The 15,698-nt window shown below is 71.7% G+C and carries 16 protein-coding genes; 8 read left to right on the plus strand and 8 right to left on the minus strand.

Features of this window, described 5'->3' with window-relative positions:
* The first annotated feature begins 35 nt into the window (after window positions 1-35).
* Together RQG84_RS07670 and RQG84_RS07675 are read left to right on the plus strand one after the other, a co-directional pair.
* Entirely contained in the window at window positions 36-299 is a 264-nt protein-coding gene (locus RQG84_RS07670) for a DUF2516 family protein (RefSeq protein WP_311209541.1), read from the plus strand.
* Between the two features lie 140 nt (window positions 300-439).
* Window positions 440-2,143, plus strand: coding sequence for a BCCT family transporter (locus RQG84_RS07675; RefSeq protein WP_311209542.1), 1,704 nt, complete (start codon window positions 440-442; stop codon window positions 2,141-2,143).
* A gap of 60 nt (window positions 2,144-2,203) precedes the next feature.
* On the opposite strand, the gene RQG84_RS07680 is transcribed toward RQG84_RS07675, so the two are convergent.
* Entirely contained in the window at window positions 2,204-2,512 is a 309-nt protein-coding gene (locus RQG84_RS07680; RefSeq protein ID WP_311209543.1) for a hypothetical protein, read from the minus strand.
* 83 nt (window positions 2,513-2,595) lie between these two features.
* Here RQG84_RS07680 and RQG84_RS07685 point away from each other — a divergent pair, with 83 nt between their 5' ends.
* Window positions 2,596-3,225: an alpha-ketoglutarate-dependent dioxygenase AlkB gene (locus RQG84_RS07685; RefSeq protein ID WP_311209544.1), complete on the plus strand. Its 630-nt coding sequence runs from the start codon at window positions 2,596-2,598 to the stop codon at window positions 3,223-3,225.
* A 501-nt stretch (window positions 3,226-3,726) separates the two neighbouring features.
* Here the strand turns inward: RQG84_RS07685 and RQG84_RS07690 are convergent.
* Complete coding sequence (locus RQG84_RS07690; protein WP_055970009.1) at window positions 3,727-4,404, minus strand: Crp/Fnr family transcriptional regulator; 678 nt, start codon at window positions 4,402-4,404, stop codon at window positions 3,727-3,729.
* 101 nt (window positions 4,405-4,505) lie between these two features.
* On the opposite strand from RQG84_RS07690, the gene nth reads away from it, so the two are divergent.
* From nth to RQG84_RS07715, 5 genes are read left to right on the plus strand one after another with little or no spacing between them, the layout of a single operon-like run.
* Complete coding sequence (nth, locus tag RQG84_RS07695; protein ID WP_311209545.1) at window positions 4,506-5,237, plus strand: endonuclease III; 732 nt, start codon at window positions 4,506-4,508, stop codon at window positions 5,235-5,237.
* The gene (locus RQG84_RS07700; RefSeq protein WP_311209546.1) at window positions 5,234-5,872 is read left to right on the plus strand and encodes a TlpA disulfide reductase family protein; all 639 of its coding nucleotides are present in this window, start codon (window positions 5,234-5,236) and stop codon (window positions 5,870-5,872) included. Before nth ends, RQG84_RS07700 begins: the two co-directional genes overlap by 4 nt.
* On the plus strand, window positions 5,869-6,567 hold the full coding sequence (locus RQG84_RS07705) for a CoA pyrophosphatase (RefSeq protein ID WP_311209547.1): 699 nt from the start codon (window positions 5,869-5,871) through the stop codon (window positions 6,565-6,567). Before RQG84_RS07700 ends, RQG84_RS07705 begins: the two co-directional genes overlap by 4 nt.
* Window positions 6,564-7,739: a MarP family serine protease gene (locus RQG84_RS07710; RefSeq protein ID WP_311209548.1), complete on the plus strand. Its 1,176-nt coding sequence runs from the start codon at window positions 6,564-6,566 to the stop codon at window positions 7,737-7,739. The genes RQG84_RS07705 and RQG84_RS07710 overlap by 4 nt, the downstream gene beginning before the upstream one ends.
* Window positions 7,739-8,554, plus strand: coding sequence for a hypothetical protein (locus RQG84_RS07715; protein ID WP_311209549.1), 816 nt, complete (start codon window positions 7,739-7,741; stop codon window positions 8,552-8,554). The genes RQG84_RS07710 and RQG84_RS07715 overlap by 1 nt, the downstream gene beginning before the upstream one ends.
* A 9-nt stretch (window positions 8,555-8,563) precedes the next feature.
* On the opposite strand, the gene RQG84_RS07720 is transcribed toward RQG84_RS07715, so the two are convergent.
* The 6 genes from RQG84_RS07720 to RQG84_RS07745 form a co-directional block, all read right to left on the minus strand.
* Window positions 8,564-9,007: a phage holin family protein gene (locus RQG84_RS07720; protein ID WP_055969992.1), complete on the minus strand. Its 444-nt coding sequence runs from the start codon at window positions 9,005-9,007 to the stop codon at window positions 8,564-8,566.
* Between the two features lie 315 nt (window positions 9,008-9,322).
* Complete coding sequence (gene acs, locus RQG84_RS07725) at window positions 9,323-11,329, minus strand: acetate--CoA ligase (protein ID WP_311209550.1); 2,007 nt, start codon at window positions 11,327-11,329, stop codon at window positions 9,323-9,325.
* A 185-nt stretch (window positions 11,330-11,514) separates the two neighbouring features.
* Window positions 11,515-13,149, minus strand: a complete 1,635-nt coding sequence (locus RQG84_RS07730; RefSeq protein ID WP_396135260.1) for a cation acetate symporter — start codon at window positions 13,147-13,149, stop codon at window positions 11,515-11,517.
* Window positions 13,146-13,484, minus strand: coding sequence for a DUF485 domain-containing protein (locus RQG84_RS07735; protein WP_311209551.1), 339 nt, complete (start codon window positions 13,482-13,484; stop codon window positions 13,146-13,148). The genes RQG84_RS07730 and RQG84_RS07735 overlap by 4 nt, the downstream gene beginning before the upstream one ends.
* Before the next feature lie 319 nt (window positions 13,485-13,803).
* The gene (locus RQG84_RS07740; RefSeq protein ID WP_311209552.1) at window positions 13,804-15,303 is read right to left on the minus strand and encodes a cation acetate symporter; all 1,500 of its coding nucleotides are present in this window, start codon (window positions 15,301-15,303) and stop codon (window positions 13,804-13,806) included.
* Complete coding sequence (locus tag RQG84_RS07745) at window positions 15,300-15,698, minus strand: hypothetical protein (RefSeq protein ID WP_055969724.1); 399 nt, start codon at window positions 15,696-15,698, stop codon at window positions 15,300-15,302. The genes RQG84_RS07740 and RQG84_RS07745 overlap by 4 nt, the downstream gene beginning before the upstream one ends.

A 15,698-nucleotide genomic window follows, 5' to 3' on the forward strand; every position in this document is an offset into this window, starting at 1 on the left:
GGCCCGCCGCTTCGTGCGTCCGGTAGGGTCCAGGCGTGTTCGAGGTCGAGTCGGGTCTGATGCTGGTGCTGTCGCTCGCCCTGTTCGCGGTCAAGGCGTTCGCGCTCGTGGACTGCCTCACCCGTGCGCCCGCCCGGTTCGCCGTGGCCGACACGCTCCCCAAGAGCTCGTGGCTCGTGATCCTGGGCCTCACGCTCGCGGCGCACCTGGTGCTCTGGAGCCCGCTGTCGCTGCTCAACCTCGTCGGCACCGTGGCCGCTCTCGTCTACCTCGCGCAGCTGCGCGGCAGTCGCGGCTGACCGCTCGCTGGTTCGCGTCGGGGCGTTCGTCTCGGTATGGTCAGAAGGTTGTCCCGTGCACCGATGTGTGCGCGCGACCTGACCGACGATGTTGAACGACTGAACCGACGACGACTGAGCTGAAGGAAGAGGTGGTGCTCGTGAGTACCCTCACCGACCGAGAACATGCATCTGCAGGACGCTGGAGGCGACGGATCGACCCGGTGGTCTTCGGGATCACCGGCGTGGTGGCGATCGGGTTCGTGGTCTGGGGCCTGGTGAGCACCACCGGCCTCAAGGCCGCCTCGGACTCGTCGCGCTCCTGGGTGATCACGAACACCGGCTGGTTCTTCGTGCTCGTCGCGTCGTTCTTCGTGATCTACGTGCTGTGGCTCGCTGCCTCCAAGTACGGCCGGATCCCGCTCGGTCGCGACGACGAGGGTCCGGAGTTCCGGACCGTCTCCTGGATCGCGATGATGTTCAGCGCCGGCATGGGCATCGGTCTCATGTTCTGGGGCGTCGCCGAGCCGCTCTCGCACTTCGCCTCCCCGCCGCCCGGCACGGGCGAGGCGCAGAGCGACGCGGCCGTCCAGAGCGCCATGGCCTCCACGATGTTCCACTGGGGCCTGCACCCGTGGGCCATCTACGCCGTCGTCGGCATCGCCATCGCGTACGGCACGTTCCGCAAGGGCCGCAAGCAGCTCATCTCCTCGGCGTTCACGCCCCTGTTCGGCCGCCGCGCCGAGGGCCCTGCCGGCAAGGTGATCGACATCCTGGCGATCTTCGCCACCCTCTTCGGCTCCGCCGCCTCGCTGGGCCTCGGTGCCCTGCAGATCGGCGCCGGGATGCAGTTCAACGGCTGGATCGACGAGCCCAGCAAGATCGTGCTCGTCTCCGTCATCACGGTGCTGACGATCCTGTTCATCCTCTCCGCCGTCTCCGGCATCGAGCGCGGCATCCAGTGGCTCTCCAACACCAACATGGTGCTGGCCCTCGTGCTTGCCGTGTTCGTGTTCGTGGCGGGGCCGACGCTGTTCATCCTGAACCTCGTGCCGACCGCGCTCGGCGACTACGCCTCGCAGATGACCGAGATGGCGTCGCGCACCGCGGCCAGCGGCGACGACGCCATGGAGACGTGGCTGTCCGGCTGGACGATCTTCTACTGGGCCTGGTGGGTCTCGTGGACCCCCTTCGTCGGCATGTTCATCGCGCGCATCAGCCGTGGCCGCACGATCCGCGAGTTCGTCACCGGAGTCCTGCTCGTCCCCACCCTCGTGAGCCTCGTCTGGTTCGCGATCTTCGGCGGCGCGGGGATCTTCGAGCAGCGGGCCGGCGCAGGCATCGTCGGTGCCGACGGCGCCGTCCAGTCCGACTTCGCCCTGTTCCAGCTGCTGGAGCAGTACCCGGCGGCGAGCATCACCTCGGTGCTGGTCATGGTGCTCGTCGGCATCTTCTTCGTGTCCGGCGCCGATGCGGCGTCGATCGTCATGGGGACGCTGAGCGAGCGCGGCTCCACCGAGCCGAGCAGGCCGTCGGTCATCTTCTGGGGCGCCCTCACCGGCGCCGTCGCGGCGATCATGCTCGTGATCGGGGGCTCGGACGCCCTGACGGGGCTGCAGAACATCACGATCGTCGCGTCCGTGCCCTTCGTGTTCGTCATGGTGGGCCTGTGCCTCGCGCTGTACAAGGACCTCCAGACGGACCCGGTCATCGTGCGCCACCGACTCGGTCTCGAGGCCGTCGAGGAGGCCGTGGCCGTGGGCGTCGAGGAGCACGACGGCGACTTCTCGCTCGTCGTGGAGCCCTCGGAGAGTGGCGACAGCGTGACGGTCACGAGGACGACCGAGCCGCGCGACCCGAGCTGAGCCGCATCGGCGACATGCTCGTGGGACGGCCCCGGACCGAGAGGTCCGGGGCCGTCCGCGTCAGGAGCCGAACGTCGGGGGTGCCTGGTCGAGCCGGCCGGGGTGCAGCCAGCGCGTGATGATGACGCGGAGCATGCTGAGGGCGTCGTCGGAGCGCTCCTCGCCCTCGTCCTGGACCTCGGCGTGGGTGCGCAGGAGTGCGGCGAGCCACAGGCCCGCCTGGCCGGGGTCCAGCTCGCGGTCGGCGGTCCCGTCGCGCATGGCCCCCACCAGCAGCTCGGTCAGCTCGGCCTGCACGGCGTCGTCGACGTCGGCGCGCGCGTCGGCGATCACGTCGACCCGGTCGAGGAGGGCGTCCCAAGCGCTCATGGGGGCAGCGTAGTCGGCGCCTCGGCGAGCCTCGGAAGGCGTGGCGTCTAGAACATCTGTTCGAACTCGCCTACGATGCTCGGGTGTGGTTCCAGGGTTCGCTGCTCGACGTCGGCGACGAGGCCGTCGTCGGTCCGCTGGGCGCCTCGGTGCAGCGCAGGGAGCTCGCCCACGGCGCCTGGGTCGACGTCCGCCCGGGCTGGGTGCAGGGCGCCGACCCGTTGTTCCTGAGCCTGCAGACCGAGGTCCGGTGGCGTGCCGAGAAGCGGGAGATGTACGACGACACGGTCGACGTCCCGCGGCTGCTGGCGCACTACGGATCGGGTGCCGTGCTGCCGCACCCGGCGCTCGACGACGCGCGTGACGCGCTGAACCGGCACTACGGTGCCGAGCTGGGCGAGGACTTCGTGACGGCTGGGCTCTGCTACTACCGCGACGGTCGCGACAGCGTCGCCTGGCACGGCGACCGGATCGGCCGGGGCCGCAGTGAGGACACGATGGTGGCGATCCTGTCGCTCGGCGCTCCGCGTCGGCTCAGCCTGCGCCCGACGGACCACGGCCCGGGCGACACCATCGGCTTCGTCGTGGGCCACGGCGACCTGCTCGTCATGGGCGGCTCCTGCCAGCGCACCTGGGAGCACGCCGTGCTCAAGACCGCAAGGCCGGTGGGCCCGCGGATCAGCGTGCAGTTCCGCCCCCGCGGCGTGCTCTGACGCGGCCGCCGTCGGCGTGCCTCGGATGGGGCTGCCCTCGAAGGTAGGTGGCGCGCGTTATTCGCCCCTCGGAGGTAGGTGGCGCGCGGATACCGACCTCCATACCGCGGGCCACCTACCTCTGACGCTCCGATTCCGCGCGCCACCTACCTCTCACCCCGCTGGGGCCGTGGCAGGTAGGTGACGCAACCGATCCGAGTCGTTTGAGGTGCGTCACCTACCTCTGCCGGCCTGGTTCGGTGCGCTACCTACCTCCGACGGCCCAGGACCAGCCCGCAGCCCCGGAGCTCGGCCGAGCGGGAGCCCGTCCGCCGGTCGACGCCCTTTCGGAGCCCGAGCCGAGACCCAGCCGAAGGGAGCGCAGCCGCAGGACCAGGCACAGCCGGAGCGACGCACCCGCAGGACGAGACCCATCCGGAGCGACGCACCCGCAGGACGAGAGGCGCCCCGCACGACGAAGCCCCGGGACCAGCAGGTCCCGGGGCTTGCGGTCGAGCGGGGTCAGCGCGCGCGGCGCTGCAGACGCTCGAGGTCGAGGATGACCACGGAGCGGGGCTCCAGGCGCAGCCAGCCGCGCGAGGCGAAGTCGGCGAGGGCCTTGTTGACCGTCTCGCGCGAGGCGCCGACGAGCTGGGCCAGCTCCTCCTGCGTGAGGTCGTGGTTGACGTGCACGCCGTCCTCGGCCTTGCGACCGAAGCGGCTCGCGAGGTCGAGCAGGGCCTTGGCGACACGACCCGGGACGTCGGAGAACACCAGGTCGCCGACGACCTCGTTGGTGCGGCGCAGGCGCCCGGCGAGCTGGTTGAGCAGCGCCATCGCGACCTCGGCGTGGCTCGACAGGACCGGGGTGAGCGCCTCGTGGCTGAGGCTCTGGACCGTCACGTCGGTGACCGAGGTGGCCGTGGCCGAACGCGGTCCGGGGTCGAAGAACGACAGCTCGCCGAACATCTGTCCGGGCCCGAGGATCGCGAGCAGGTTCTCCCGTCCGTCGGGCGACGTGCGCCCGAGCTTGATCTTGCCGTCGGTGACGACGTACAGCTGGTTGCCGTCGTCACCCTCGTTGAAGAGGACCTCGCCACGCTTCAGGCTGAGCGGGGTCATCGAGGCCTCGAGGGCTCCTGCGGCATCGTCGTCGAGACCGGAGAAGAGCGGCGCTTGGCGCAGCACGTCGTCGTTCACAGGCATCCTTATCGGCTGTTGAGTCGGTCACAGTCTGTCCTACCAGGCGCCCGATTGCTACACGCCGGGCCGGTGTCGGTGTCGCCACGTACTCTGGCATCGTGCCGGACGTCGCCCTCGGGGGTTCCCCCAAGCCCCCGACGAGCCTCGTGCGCCGGGCCCGCAAGACCCACCGGGTGCTCGCCGAGACCTATCCGGAGGCAGGCTGCGAGCTCGACTTCGCCACCGGTTTCGAGCTCCTCGTGGCGACCGTGCTGTCGGCTCAGACCACCGATCGGCGGGTCAACGCGGTCACGCCGGTCCTCTTCGCCGCCTACCCCGACGCCACCGCGCTCGCGGCCGCCCCGCGCGAGCACGTCGAGGAGATCATCCGGTCGACGGGCTTCTACCGGGCCAAGACCGACAGCATCGTCCGGCTCGCCGCGGCCCTGGTCGAGCGGTTCGACGCCGAGGTGCCGCCCCGGCTGCGCGACCTGGTCACGCTGCCCGGGGTGGGACGCAAGACCGCCAACGTGGTGCTGGGCAACGCGTTCGACGTGCCGGGCCTGACCGTCGACACGCACTTCGCGCGGCTCGTGCAGCGCTTCGAGTGGGTCGACCCCGTGACGGCCAAGGACCCGGTCAAGACCGAGCACGCCGTGGCCGCGCTGTTCCCCCGCAAGGACTGGACGATGCTCAGCCACCGCCTCATCTGGCACGGACGCCGCCGCTGCCACGCCCGCAAGCCGGCCTGCGGCGCCTGCCCGGTGGCCCACTGGTGCCCGGCCTTCGGCGCCGGACCCACCGATCCCGTCGAGGCCGAGAAGCTGGTCACCACGCAGGGCCGCGCGTGAGGAGGCTCGCCATCGCCGTCGTCGCGACGGCCCTGCTGCTCACCGCCTGCAGCGACGTCGACACCGGACCGGACAAGCCGACCTTCGGCGGCACGGCCGGTTCTGGCGCCCCCGCCGGAGACCCCGACACCACCGCGGCGCGCGCCGCGGCCCAGGATGCCGGCATCCGCCCGTGCTCCGACCTGCGCCTCGACGACGCCCCCGCCTCCGGTGACGCCGCCCTGCCCGAGCTCGAGCTGGCGTGCCTCGGCGCCGACGGCACGGTCGACCTCTCCCGCCTGCGCGGACCGGCGGTCGTGAACCTGTGGGCCAGCTGGTGCAAGCCCTGCCGCGAGGAGCTGCCGCTGCTCGCCCGGCTCGACGAGCGGACCGGGGACCGGCTCACCGTCGTCGGGATCGACGTGCAGGACAGCGACCCCGAGGCGGCCGTGCGGCTCGCGTCCGACGCCGGCGTCACCTATCCCCAGCTCGTCGACCCGGACTCCACCACGCGCGGTCCGTTGCGCGTCGTCGGCCTGCCGCAGACGATCTTCGTGGACGCGCAGGGAAGAATGGTCGCCACCGAGCGGGTCCCGTTCACCTCGTACGACGACCTGACCGCCGCCGTCCGTCAGCACCTGGAGGTCCAGCCGTGAGCCCTGAGGCCTCCGCGGGGCGCGCGCCGGCCGACGGCCCCACGCCGTCCGGGCTGCCCGACTGGCTCGTGCCGCTCGCCGACCTGGCCGGCTCGGTGCAGGCCGAGCAGCTGGCACCGCGGTTCCCGCACCCTCCGGCCGACGCCCGACCGGCCGCCGTCCTCATCTGCTTCGCCGACGGTGAGCACGGTCCCGAGCTGCTGCTCACCGAGCGCGCGCCGACGTTGCGCAACCACGCCGGCCAGATCTCCTTCCCGGGTGGGGCGTGCGACCCCGACGACGCCGACGCGGCGGCCACGGCCCTGCGTGAGGCCCAGGAGGAGGTCGGGCTCGACCCCGCCCAGGTCACGGTCTTCGGCACGCTCCCCACGCTCTGGCTGCCGCCCAGCAACTTCGCCGTGACCCCGGTGCTCGGCTATTGGTCGGCGCCGCGTCGGCTCGAGCCGGTCTCGGCGGCCGAGGTGGGGCACGTGATCCACCACCCCCTCCGGCTGCTCGTCGACCCCGACAACCGGTTCAGCGTCGAGCACCCGTCGGGTTGGCGCGGTCCGGCGTTCGAGATCGGCACCGAGATGCCGCTGTGGGGCTTCACCGCCGGCATCATCTCGAGGCTGTTCGAGCGGCTCGGCTGGGCCGAGCCGTGGGACGACACCGTGACCCGCGCCCTGCCCGAGCCGCCGGAGGCGTCGTCATGAGCTCCCTCGACGTCATCATCGCCGTCCTGCTCGTGGCCTACGCGGTCTCGGGGTACGTGCAGGGGTTCGTGGTCAACATGGTGGCCACCGCGGGCCTCGTGGTCGGGGGCGTCGGTGCCATCTGGCTCGTCCCACGCCTGCTCGACCGGCAGGACCCCTCCCTGACCACCTCGCTGCTGGGCCTCGGCATCGTCATCGGCGCGGCCGCCGTCGGGCAGGCCATCGGCACGTACGTCGGCACCGACCTGCGCGGCGGCCTCAGGGCCTCGCCCCTGCGTGCGGTCGACGCGGTCGGCGGTGCCGCGCTGAGCATGGTCGCGGTCCTCGTCGCGTCCTGGGCGCTCGGCTACGCGGTCAGCGGCACCTCCATCCCGTACCTGGCCAAGGCGTCGCGCGACTCCACCGTGCTGGCCAAGGTCGACTCCGTCATGCCCGGTGCCGCCACCGACACGCTGCGTGCCTTCAGCCGGACCCTCGACGCGAACCTCTTCCCGCGGTACATCGACCCGTTCGCCGACGAGACCATCACGGCCGTCGGACCGCCCGACGACGCCACGCTCTCGCAGCCGGGGGTGCGCGAGGCGTCGCGCAGCGTGGTCAAGATCCTCGGCTCGGCCGAGTGCGGGCGGGGCATCGAGGGGTCGGGCTTCGTGTACGCCCCGGGTCGCGTCATGACCAACGCCCACGTCGTGGCCGGGGTCGACGACCCGACCGTCACGGTCGAGGGCGAGCGACGCCTCGACGGGCGCGTCGTCGTCTTCGACCCCGAGCTCGACCTCGCCGTGATCGCCACCGACGACCTCGGCGTGCCGGCCCTCGAGCTCGACACCTCGGGTGTGGCCGGTCAGGAGGCGGCCGTGCTGGGCTACCCCGAGAACGGACCGTTCGACGCGCGGGCGGCCCGGATCCGCTCGCAGCTCACGTTGCGCAGCCCCGACATCTACGACCGCGGACAGGTGCTGCGCGAGGCGTTTTCGGTGCGCAGCCTGGTCCGCTCCGGCAACTCCGGCGGACCGCTGGTGAGCACCGACGGCACGGTGCTCGGCGTCATCTTCGCGGCCTCGGTCTCCGACAGCTCCACCGGCTACGCCGTCACGGCCGAGCAGGCCCAGGACGACGCGCGCGAGGGCGTCTCCGCCGACCGGGCCGTCGACACCGGGGGGTGCGCCTGATGCGCGGCCTGCTGGCCACGGTGGCCGGGCTCGTGGCCGTGGTGGCGCTCGCCGTCGCCCTCCCGGCGGCCTGGACGAGCACCTACGTCGAGGACGAGGAGGGGTTCGTCTCCCTCTCGCGCGACGTGACCGGGACGGCCGCGGTGCGCGACAGCGCCGCAGCTCTCGTGGCCGACCGGCTCGTGGAGCAGGCCGGCCTGCCCTCGCAGGTGGCCGAGTCCGGGCGTCGCCTGCTCGAGGAGGCCGCGGACCGCGCCCTCGCCGACCGCCGCGTCGCCGCCGCGTGGGAGGAGACGCTGCGACGCACGCACGCCGCGCTGCTCGACGACCCGGCCGCCGGCTCGGCCCCCTCGACCGTCCCGCTCGACCTCGCCCCGCTCGCCGCCCTGGTGGCCGACCGGTCCGACGGCCTCGTGCAGGCGCCCGACCAGCTGGTCGTGGAGGTGGCCGGCGGTCCGTCGGGCACCTCGCTGCGTGCCGTCGACGCGAGCCCGCGCCTGGCGCTGGGTGCCGGGGCGGTGGCGGCGGTCGCCGCGGCGGTGGCGCTGCTGGCGGCCCGGCGTCGTTCCGTCGCCCTCGTCTGGCTCGGCGTCGGTGCGGCCGTGGCTGCGGGCGCCGACGCCGCGCTCGCGCGGCTCGTGCGTGATCGAGTGGTCACCGACGCCGGTGCGAGCAGCCTGCAGGTCGACCTGCTCCGCGCCCTGGCCGACGTCGGCGTCACGTCGTTCGACGGGTGGCTCGTCTGGACCGCCCTCGGCGGGGCCGTGGCGGTCGTGCTCGGCGTGGTCGGCGCGCTCGTGGGGCGACGCGCGTAGCGACCCGCTCTAGCGTCGGGCCGCGCCGCTTCCCTGGTGCTGGCCCTTGAGCGCCGCCGGGATCTGCTTGGCGGTGGCGATCGTCTTCTGCGGTGCGCGGATCTTCTTCATGAGCCGCACGCCCACGAGGACCAGGACGCCGGCGAGCAGCACGTAGGCGCCGGCCACGATCAGGAAGCACCACGCGGGGTGCAGGCCGGTCATCGACAGCAGGAACGCGAAGGCGATCGAGACCAGGATGATCACCAGCAGCCCGATGAACCCGGCGACGGCGAAGAGTGCCGCGCCCACGCCGCCGGCCTTCGCGCTGACCACGAGCTCGCTCTTGGCCAGGGCGATCTCGGACTGGACGAGCGCGGAGATGTCACGACTGGCGTCGGCGACGAGCCGACCGATCGTCGGCTCGTCCTGCTGCTCCGGCTGGATCGGTCGCACGGGCTCGCGGTGACTCATGTGGCGAGCCTACCGGCGGCGAACGGGGTCGCGCGCGGCCACCGGTGCACGCCGTCGAGGTGGAGGGGGCGGGTCAGGCGCCGAGGAGGCGCAGGAGCACACCGGTGAGGGAGGCCCCGGCGACCACCGAGGCAGCGAACACGATGTCGATGCGGGATGAGGAGTCCATGGCTCCAGCCTCCCCGGCCCGGATGAGGAACGGCTGAACGGAACCTGACCTCGTGCTGTCGATTCCCCGACCCCTGCGCGTCGCACCAGCACGACGCCCCCGCGCCGGGTGGCGTGGGGGCGTCGTGGCGAGCGTGGACCGGGAGGTCAGTCCTCCTGGTTCTTGCTGTCGCCGATGCCGGCGGAGATGAGGTCCATCACCGACGAGTCGGCCAGGGTGGTGGCGTCGCCGACCTCGCGGTTCTCGGCGACGTCGCGCAGCAGGCGGCGCATGATCTTGCCCGACCGGGTCTTGGGCAGCTCGGGCACGACCATGATCTGGCGCGGCTTGGCGATCGGGCCGATCTCCTTGGCCACGTGGTTGCGCAGCTCGGCGACCACGTCCTCGCCCCCGTCCCCCGCGGACTCGCGGAGGATGACGAACGCACAGACCGCCTGGCCGGTGGTCTCGTCGGCGGCACCGACCACGGCCGCCTCGGCGACCTTCGGGTGCGAGACGAGCGCCGACTCGATCTCGGTGGTCGAGAGCCGGTGGCCCGAGACGTTCATGACGTCGTCGACCCGGCCGAGCAGCCAGATGGCGCCGTCGTCGTCCTTCTTGGCGCCGTCGCCGGCGAAGTAGTAGCCCTGGGCCTTGAACCGCGACCAGTAGGTCTCCTCGTAGCGGTCGTCGTCGCCCCAGATGGTGCGGAGCATCGACGGCCACGGCTCGGTGATCACCAGGTAGCCGCCCTCGCCGTTGCCGACGGGGTTGCCGGCGTCGTCGACGACCTCGGCGGTGATGCCGGGGAACGCCGTCATCGCCGATCCCGGCTTGGCGGCGGTGACGCCGGGCAGGGGGGTGATCATGTGGGCGCCGGTCTCGGTCTGCCACCACGTGTCGACGATCGGGGTCGCCCCGGCGCCGATGGTGTCGCGGTACCAGATGTAGGCCTCGGGGTTGATCGACTCACCGACCGTGCCGAGGATCCGCAGGCTCGAGAGGTCGTGCTCGGCGGGGATCTGCTCGCCCCACTTCATGCACGTGCGGATCGCGGTGGGCGCGGTGTAGAAGAGGCTGACCTTCTTGTCGGCGATGATCTCCCACCAGCGGCCCTTGTGCGGGGTGTCGGGGGTGCCCTCGTAGAGCACCTGCGTGGCGCCGTTCGCCGTCGGTCCGTACGTGATGTAGGAGTGTCCGGTGATCCAGCCGACGTCGGCGGTGCACCAGTACACGTCGTCGCTCTTGTGGTCGAACGTCGCCCAGAACGTGTACGCCGCCTGGGTCAGGTAGCCGGCCGACGTGTGCAGGATGCCCTTGGGCTTGCCCGTGGTGCCCGACGTGTACATGACGAAGAGCGGGTGCTCGCTGTCGAACTCGGTGAAGCGGTGGTCGGTGGACGACTCGTCGACGACCTCGTGCCACCACACGTCGACGTCACCGTTCCACGGGACGTCCTCGCCGGTCCGGCGGACCATGAGCACGTTCTCGACGGGCGAGGCGTCGCCCAGCTTCGCCAGCGCGTCGTCGACGGCAGGCTTGAGCGCGGAGGCCTTGCCGCGGCGGTAGCCGCCGTCGGCGGTGATGACCAGCTTGGCCTCGCAGTCCTCGACCCGGCTCGCGAGCGCGTCGGAGGAGAAGCCACCGAAGACGACGGTGTGGACGGCGCCGACGCGTGCCGAGGCGAGCATCGCGATGACGGCCTCGGGGATCATCGGCATGTAGATGGCGATCCGGTCGCCGGCCTCGACGCCGAGCTCCTCGATCGCGTTGGCGGCCTTGGACACCTCGTCCTTGAGCTGGGCGTAGGTCAGGTCGCGCGTGTCACCGGGCTCGCCCACGAAGTGCAGGGCCACCTTCTCGCCGTCGCCGTTCTCGACGTGGCGGTCGACGCAGTTGTACGCCACGTTCAGCTTCCCGCCCACGAACCACTTCGCGAAGGGTGGGTTGCTCCAGTCGAGCACCTCGTCGAAGTCGGTGCCCCACGTGAGGCGGTGCGCGGCGTCGGCCCAGAAGCCGAGGCGGTCGGCGTCCGCGGTCGCGTACACGTCGGCCTTCACGTTGGCCTGCGCGGCCAGGTCGGCCGGGGGCTCGAAGACGCGGTCCTCACGGGACAGGTTGCTGATGCCGTGCTCGCTCACAAGGTTCTCCTCGATCAGGGGGTACGTCTGCATGGTGGCTCAGGTGACAGGGTGCTTCAACTGCGGTTGCGCGGGGGTTGCCCGTCGGCCGGTGCCGGGGTCGCTGCGCCGGTGCCGTCGTGGCGGTGTCGTCGTGGGAGGGTCGGGACGCCCCTGGACACGTCCCGACCCCACCCTTGCGCGTGCGGGGGCCCGGCGCGAACCGGGCCCCCGCGACGTCACTTCTCGGCGCCCGCTCCGGTGAGGGACCGGACCTCGAGCTCGGCGAACCGCGCCTCGCTCTCGGTCTCCTTCGAGGTGACCGTGCCCAGCCAGCCCATGAAGAAGCCGAACGGGATCGAGACGATGCCGGGGTTCTGCAGCGGGAACCAGGCGAAGTCCACCGTCGTGAACAGTGCCGTCTCCGAGCCCGACACCACGGGGCTGAAGACGACCAGCCCCACGGCGGACACGAGTCCGCCGTAGATGCTCCACGTCGCCCCGCGGGTGTTGAACCGCTTCCAGAACAGGTTGTAGAGCAGGGCCGGCAGGTTCGCCGAGGCCGCGACCGCGAAGGCCAGCGCCACCAGGAAGGCGACGTTGAGCTTCTGGCCGGGGATGGCCAGGGCGATCGCGACGCCACCGATGAAGAAGGCCGCGATCCGCGCCACCTTCACCTCCTGGGCACCGGTGACCTCACCCTTCTTGATCACGTTGGCGTACAGGTCGTGCGCGACCGACGACGCCGACGTGAGCGTCAGGCCGGCCACCACCGCGAGGATCGTCGCGAAGGCGACGGCCGAGATGAGGGCCAGCAGGATGGCGCCACCTGTCGTGCCGGCGCCACCACCGACGGCCTCCGCGAGCAGCGGGGACGCCAGGTTTCCGCCGGACTCGACGATGCGGTCCTTCGCGTCGCCCGTGACGAGCGCCGCGGCGCCGAAGCCGAGGACGAGCGTCAGCAGGTAGAAGGTGCCGATGATGCCGATCGCCCAGAGCACCGAGACGCGGGCCTGCTTGGAGGTCGGCACCGTGTAGAAGCGCACCAGGATGTGCGGCAGGCCGGCCGTGCCGAGCACCAGCGCGATGCCGAGCGAGACGAAGTCGATCTTGCTCGTCAGGCTGACGCCGTACTTGAGGCCGGGCTCGAGGAAGGCGCTGCCCTGGCCGCTGTTGTCGGCCGCCTGGCCGAGCAGGTCGGACAGGTTGAAGTTGAACTTCGCGAGCACGAGGGCGGAGATGAGGATCGTGCCGAACATCAGGAGCACGGCCTTGACGATCTGCACCCAGGTGGTGCCCTTCATGCCACCGAACACGACGTACACGATCATCAGCACGCCGACGCCGGCGATGGTGAAGTTCTTCGCCGCCGCGGAGTCGACGCCCAGCAGGAGTGCCACGAGGGCGCCCGCGCCGACCATCTGGGCCAGGAGGTAGAAGATCGACACCACGATCGTCGACGTGGCCGCTGCCGTACGGACGGGCCGCTGGCGCATGCGGTAGGCGAGCTGGTCGGCCATGGTGAACCGGCCGGAGTTGCGCAGCAGCTCGGCGATGAGCAGCAGTGCCACGAGCCAGGCGACGAGGAACCCGATGGAGTACAGGAAGCCGTCGTAGCCCGAGAGCGCGATGGCGCCGGAGATGCCGAGGAACGAGGCGGCCGACATGTAGTCGCCGCCGATGGCGAAGCCGTTCTGGACGCCGCTGAAGGACCGTCCGCCGGCGTAGTAGTCGGCGGCCGTCTTGGTGTTGCGGCTCGCCCAGAAGGTGATGCCGACGGTCAGGAGGACGACGAGGACGAACAGCGTCGCCGTCAGGGCCTGGTGGCTGCCGGAGTCCGAGGAGGCGGCGGCGATCAAGGTCTGCGTGCTCACTGGCCGACCTCCTTGTCGAAGCCGATGAGCAGCTCGCCCGCGATGGGGTCCATCTCGCGGGCCGAGTAGCGGGCGTACCACCAGGCGATGCCGAAGGTGGTCGCGAACTGCAGCAGGCCGAACAGCAGGGCGATGTTGATGTTGCCGAACACCTTGGTGCCCATGAAGCCGGGCGCCCAGTTCGAGCACACGACGTAGAGCAGGTACCAGAGCATGAACGTCACCGTCATCGGGACGACGAACTTCAGGTACCGGCGCCGGAGCTCTGCGAACTCCGGCGTGGAATGAATGCGCTCGTAGGCCGCATGGACCTCGGGCGTGATCTTCTCAGCCACGGGTGGGCACCTCGTCTTCTGCGTGGGGTGGATGTCTGACCGGAGGGAACCGTCGCCGGTGTGACGTGGGTCCCACGGAGCGACGCTAGGGAGGGCGCGCTCCTGTGCGCCAGGTCACAACGGCACTTGTGCGGTCGGTGCCACGAGGGCTGCGGTGCGCGGCGCGGACGGCGCGACGAGCGGCGGGTCACGCGCGACGAGCGGTGGCGCTCCCTCCCACCCATCGGTGGATCGTCAACCTCAGCGAGATGTCTGTGGTTGAGGATCCACCGATGCAGCCCCTGATGTTGAGGATCCACCGATGGGGGAGGGGGTGGGGTCAGCGCTGCACGTCGATGCGCTCGGGGGTGTGGAGGCGCACCATGGTGCGGGCGACGGTGCTCGGGACGCGGTCGCGCGTGAGCAGCGAGACGCCGATCATGAGGCCGAAGCCGACGGGCACGCTCCACATGGCCGGCTGTGCGGCGAGCGTGCCCACCCAGCCGTCGGGACGGGCGGAGATGGCCACCACGGTGCCGAGCAGGGCGCTGAGGCCGCCCCCGGCCATGCCCGCCAGGGCACCCGGCGCCGTGAGCCCGCGCCACCAGATCCCGAGCACGAGCAGGGGGCAGAACGTGGAGGCGGCCAGGGCGAAGGCGAACGTCACCGAGCTCGCGACCGGGATCGGCTCGGCCACGAGGGCGAGACCCAGCGGCACGAGCACGCAGACGGCCGCCGCGAGGCGCAGCGACGTGATGGGCGAGACCCGCCCGGCCAGCGGGCCGGCGGCCGCGAGGCTCTGGCCGACGACGCCGGCGATCGCCATGGTCAGTCCGGAGGACGTGGAGAGGAACGCCGCGAACGCCCCCGCGGTCACGAGGGCCGAGAGGACCTCGCCGAGACCACCGCCGAGCACCCGTCCGGGCAGCTCGAGCACCACGGTGTCCGCCCGCCCGGAGGTCACCAGGTCCGAGGCGTAGACCCGGCCGAGGACCCCGTAGACGGTCGGCAGCAGGTAGAAGCCACCGATCAGCGCGAGCACGATGAGCGTGGTGCGACGCGCCGCATGGCCGTCGGGGTTCGTGTAGAAGCGCACCACCACGTGCGGCAGGCCCATCGTGCCGAGGAACGTCGCGATCATCACCGAGTACGTCGTGTAGAGACCCTGGGCGTCCGTGGTGCCCCACGGCTCGAACCAGGCCTCGGGCGCGACCGGGGACGGGGCGCCGTCGAGCGCCCACGCGCGCAGCAGGAAGACGGCGGGCACGAGGAGGGCGGTCAGCTTGAGCCAGTACTGGAAGGCCTGCACGAAGGTGATGCTCCGCATGCCGCCGGCCACGACGTTGACCACGACGATCGTCGCGACCAGGGCCATCCCCAGCCAGCCGGGTGCGCCGCTGACGGTCCGCAGCGTCAGCCCGGCGCCCTGGAACTGCGGCATGAGGTACAGCCAGCCCACGCCGACCACGAGGAGGGTGGCCGCCCGACGCACCGCCTTCGACTGCAGCCGGACCTGTGCGAAGTCCGGGATCGTGTACGCACCGGAGCGGCGCAGCGGTGCGGCGACGAGCACGAGCAGCAGCAGGTACCCCGCGGTCCAGCCGATCGGGTACCAGAGCACGTCGGGCCCTGAGGCGAGCACGAGCCCGGCGACCCCGAGGAACGAGGCGGCCGACAGGTACTCGCCGCCGATCGCCGAGCTGTTGAGCGCCGGCGAGACCGAGCGCGACGCCACGTAGAAGTCGCTCGTCGTGCGGCTCACCCGCAGGCCGAAGGCCCCGATGCCGAGCGTCGCGATCGACACGAGCGCCACGGCCGCCACGGCGTAGGACGTGTTCACCGGTGCTCGGCCGCCTCGACGAGGGCGGCGAAGTCGGCCTCGGCGCGCTCCGCCCGCCGCACGTACACCCAGCCGACGAGCAGCAGCGCGGGGTAGACGAGCACGCCGAGGACGATCCACGGCAGCGGCACCGGTCCCACCTGGGTGCGGGCGAGGCCCGGCAGGAGCGTGAAGGCGAGCGGCAGCGACCCGATGCCCACGGCCAGCAGCGTGACGACGGCCAGCGCCGAGCGCAGCTGGGTGCGCACGAGCGAGCGGATGTACACCTCGCCGACGCCGGTCTCCTCGTCGATCTCCTCCCGTGCGCTGCGGCGCACGTGCGCCGGGGCCGTCGAGAGCGGGCTCGTGATCCGCACCCGCCCCGACGACGGAGGCTGCTCGGGCGTCGCGTCCAC

The organism is Aeromicrobium sp. WCS2018Hpa-31 (genome assembly GCF_031843905.1).
Classification (GTDB): domain Bacteria; phylum Actinomycetota; class Actinomycetes; order Propionibacteriales; family Nocardioidaceae; genus Aeromicrobium.

Excerpts from the sequence above, each read along its gene's own strand:
- acs (WP_311209550.1), bottom strand. The coding sequence starts at position 11,329 with ATGCAGACGTACCCCCTGATCGAGGAGAACCTTGTGAGCGAGCACGGC.
- RQG84_RS07715 (WP_311209549.1), top strand. The coding sequence starts at position 7,739 with ATGCGCGGCCTGCTGGCCACGGTGGCCGGGCTCGTGGCCGTGGTGGCG.
- RQG84_RS07720 (WP_055969992.1), bottom strand. The coding sequence starts at position 9,007 with ATGAGTCACCGCGAGCCCGTGCGACCGATCCAGCCGGAGCAGCAGGAC.
- RQG84_RS07680 (WP_311209543.1), bottom strand. The coding sequence starts at position 2,512 with ATGAGCGCTTGGGACGCCCTCCTCGACCGGGTCGACGTGATCGCCGAC.
- RQG84_RS07710 (WP_311209548.1), top strand. The coding sequence starts at position 6,564 with ATGAGCTCCCTCGACGTCATCATCGCCGTCCTGCTCGTGGCCTACGCG.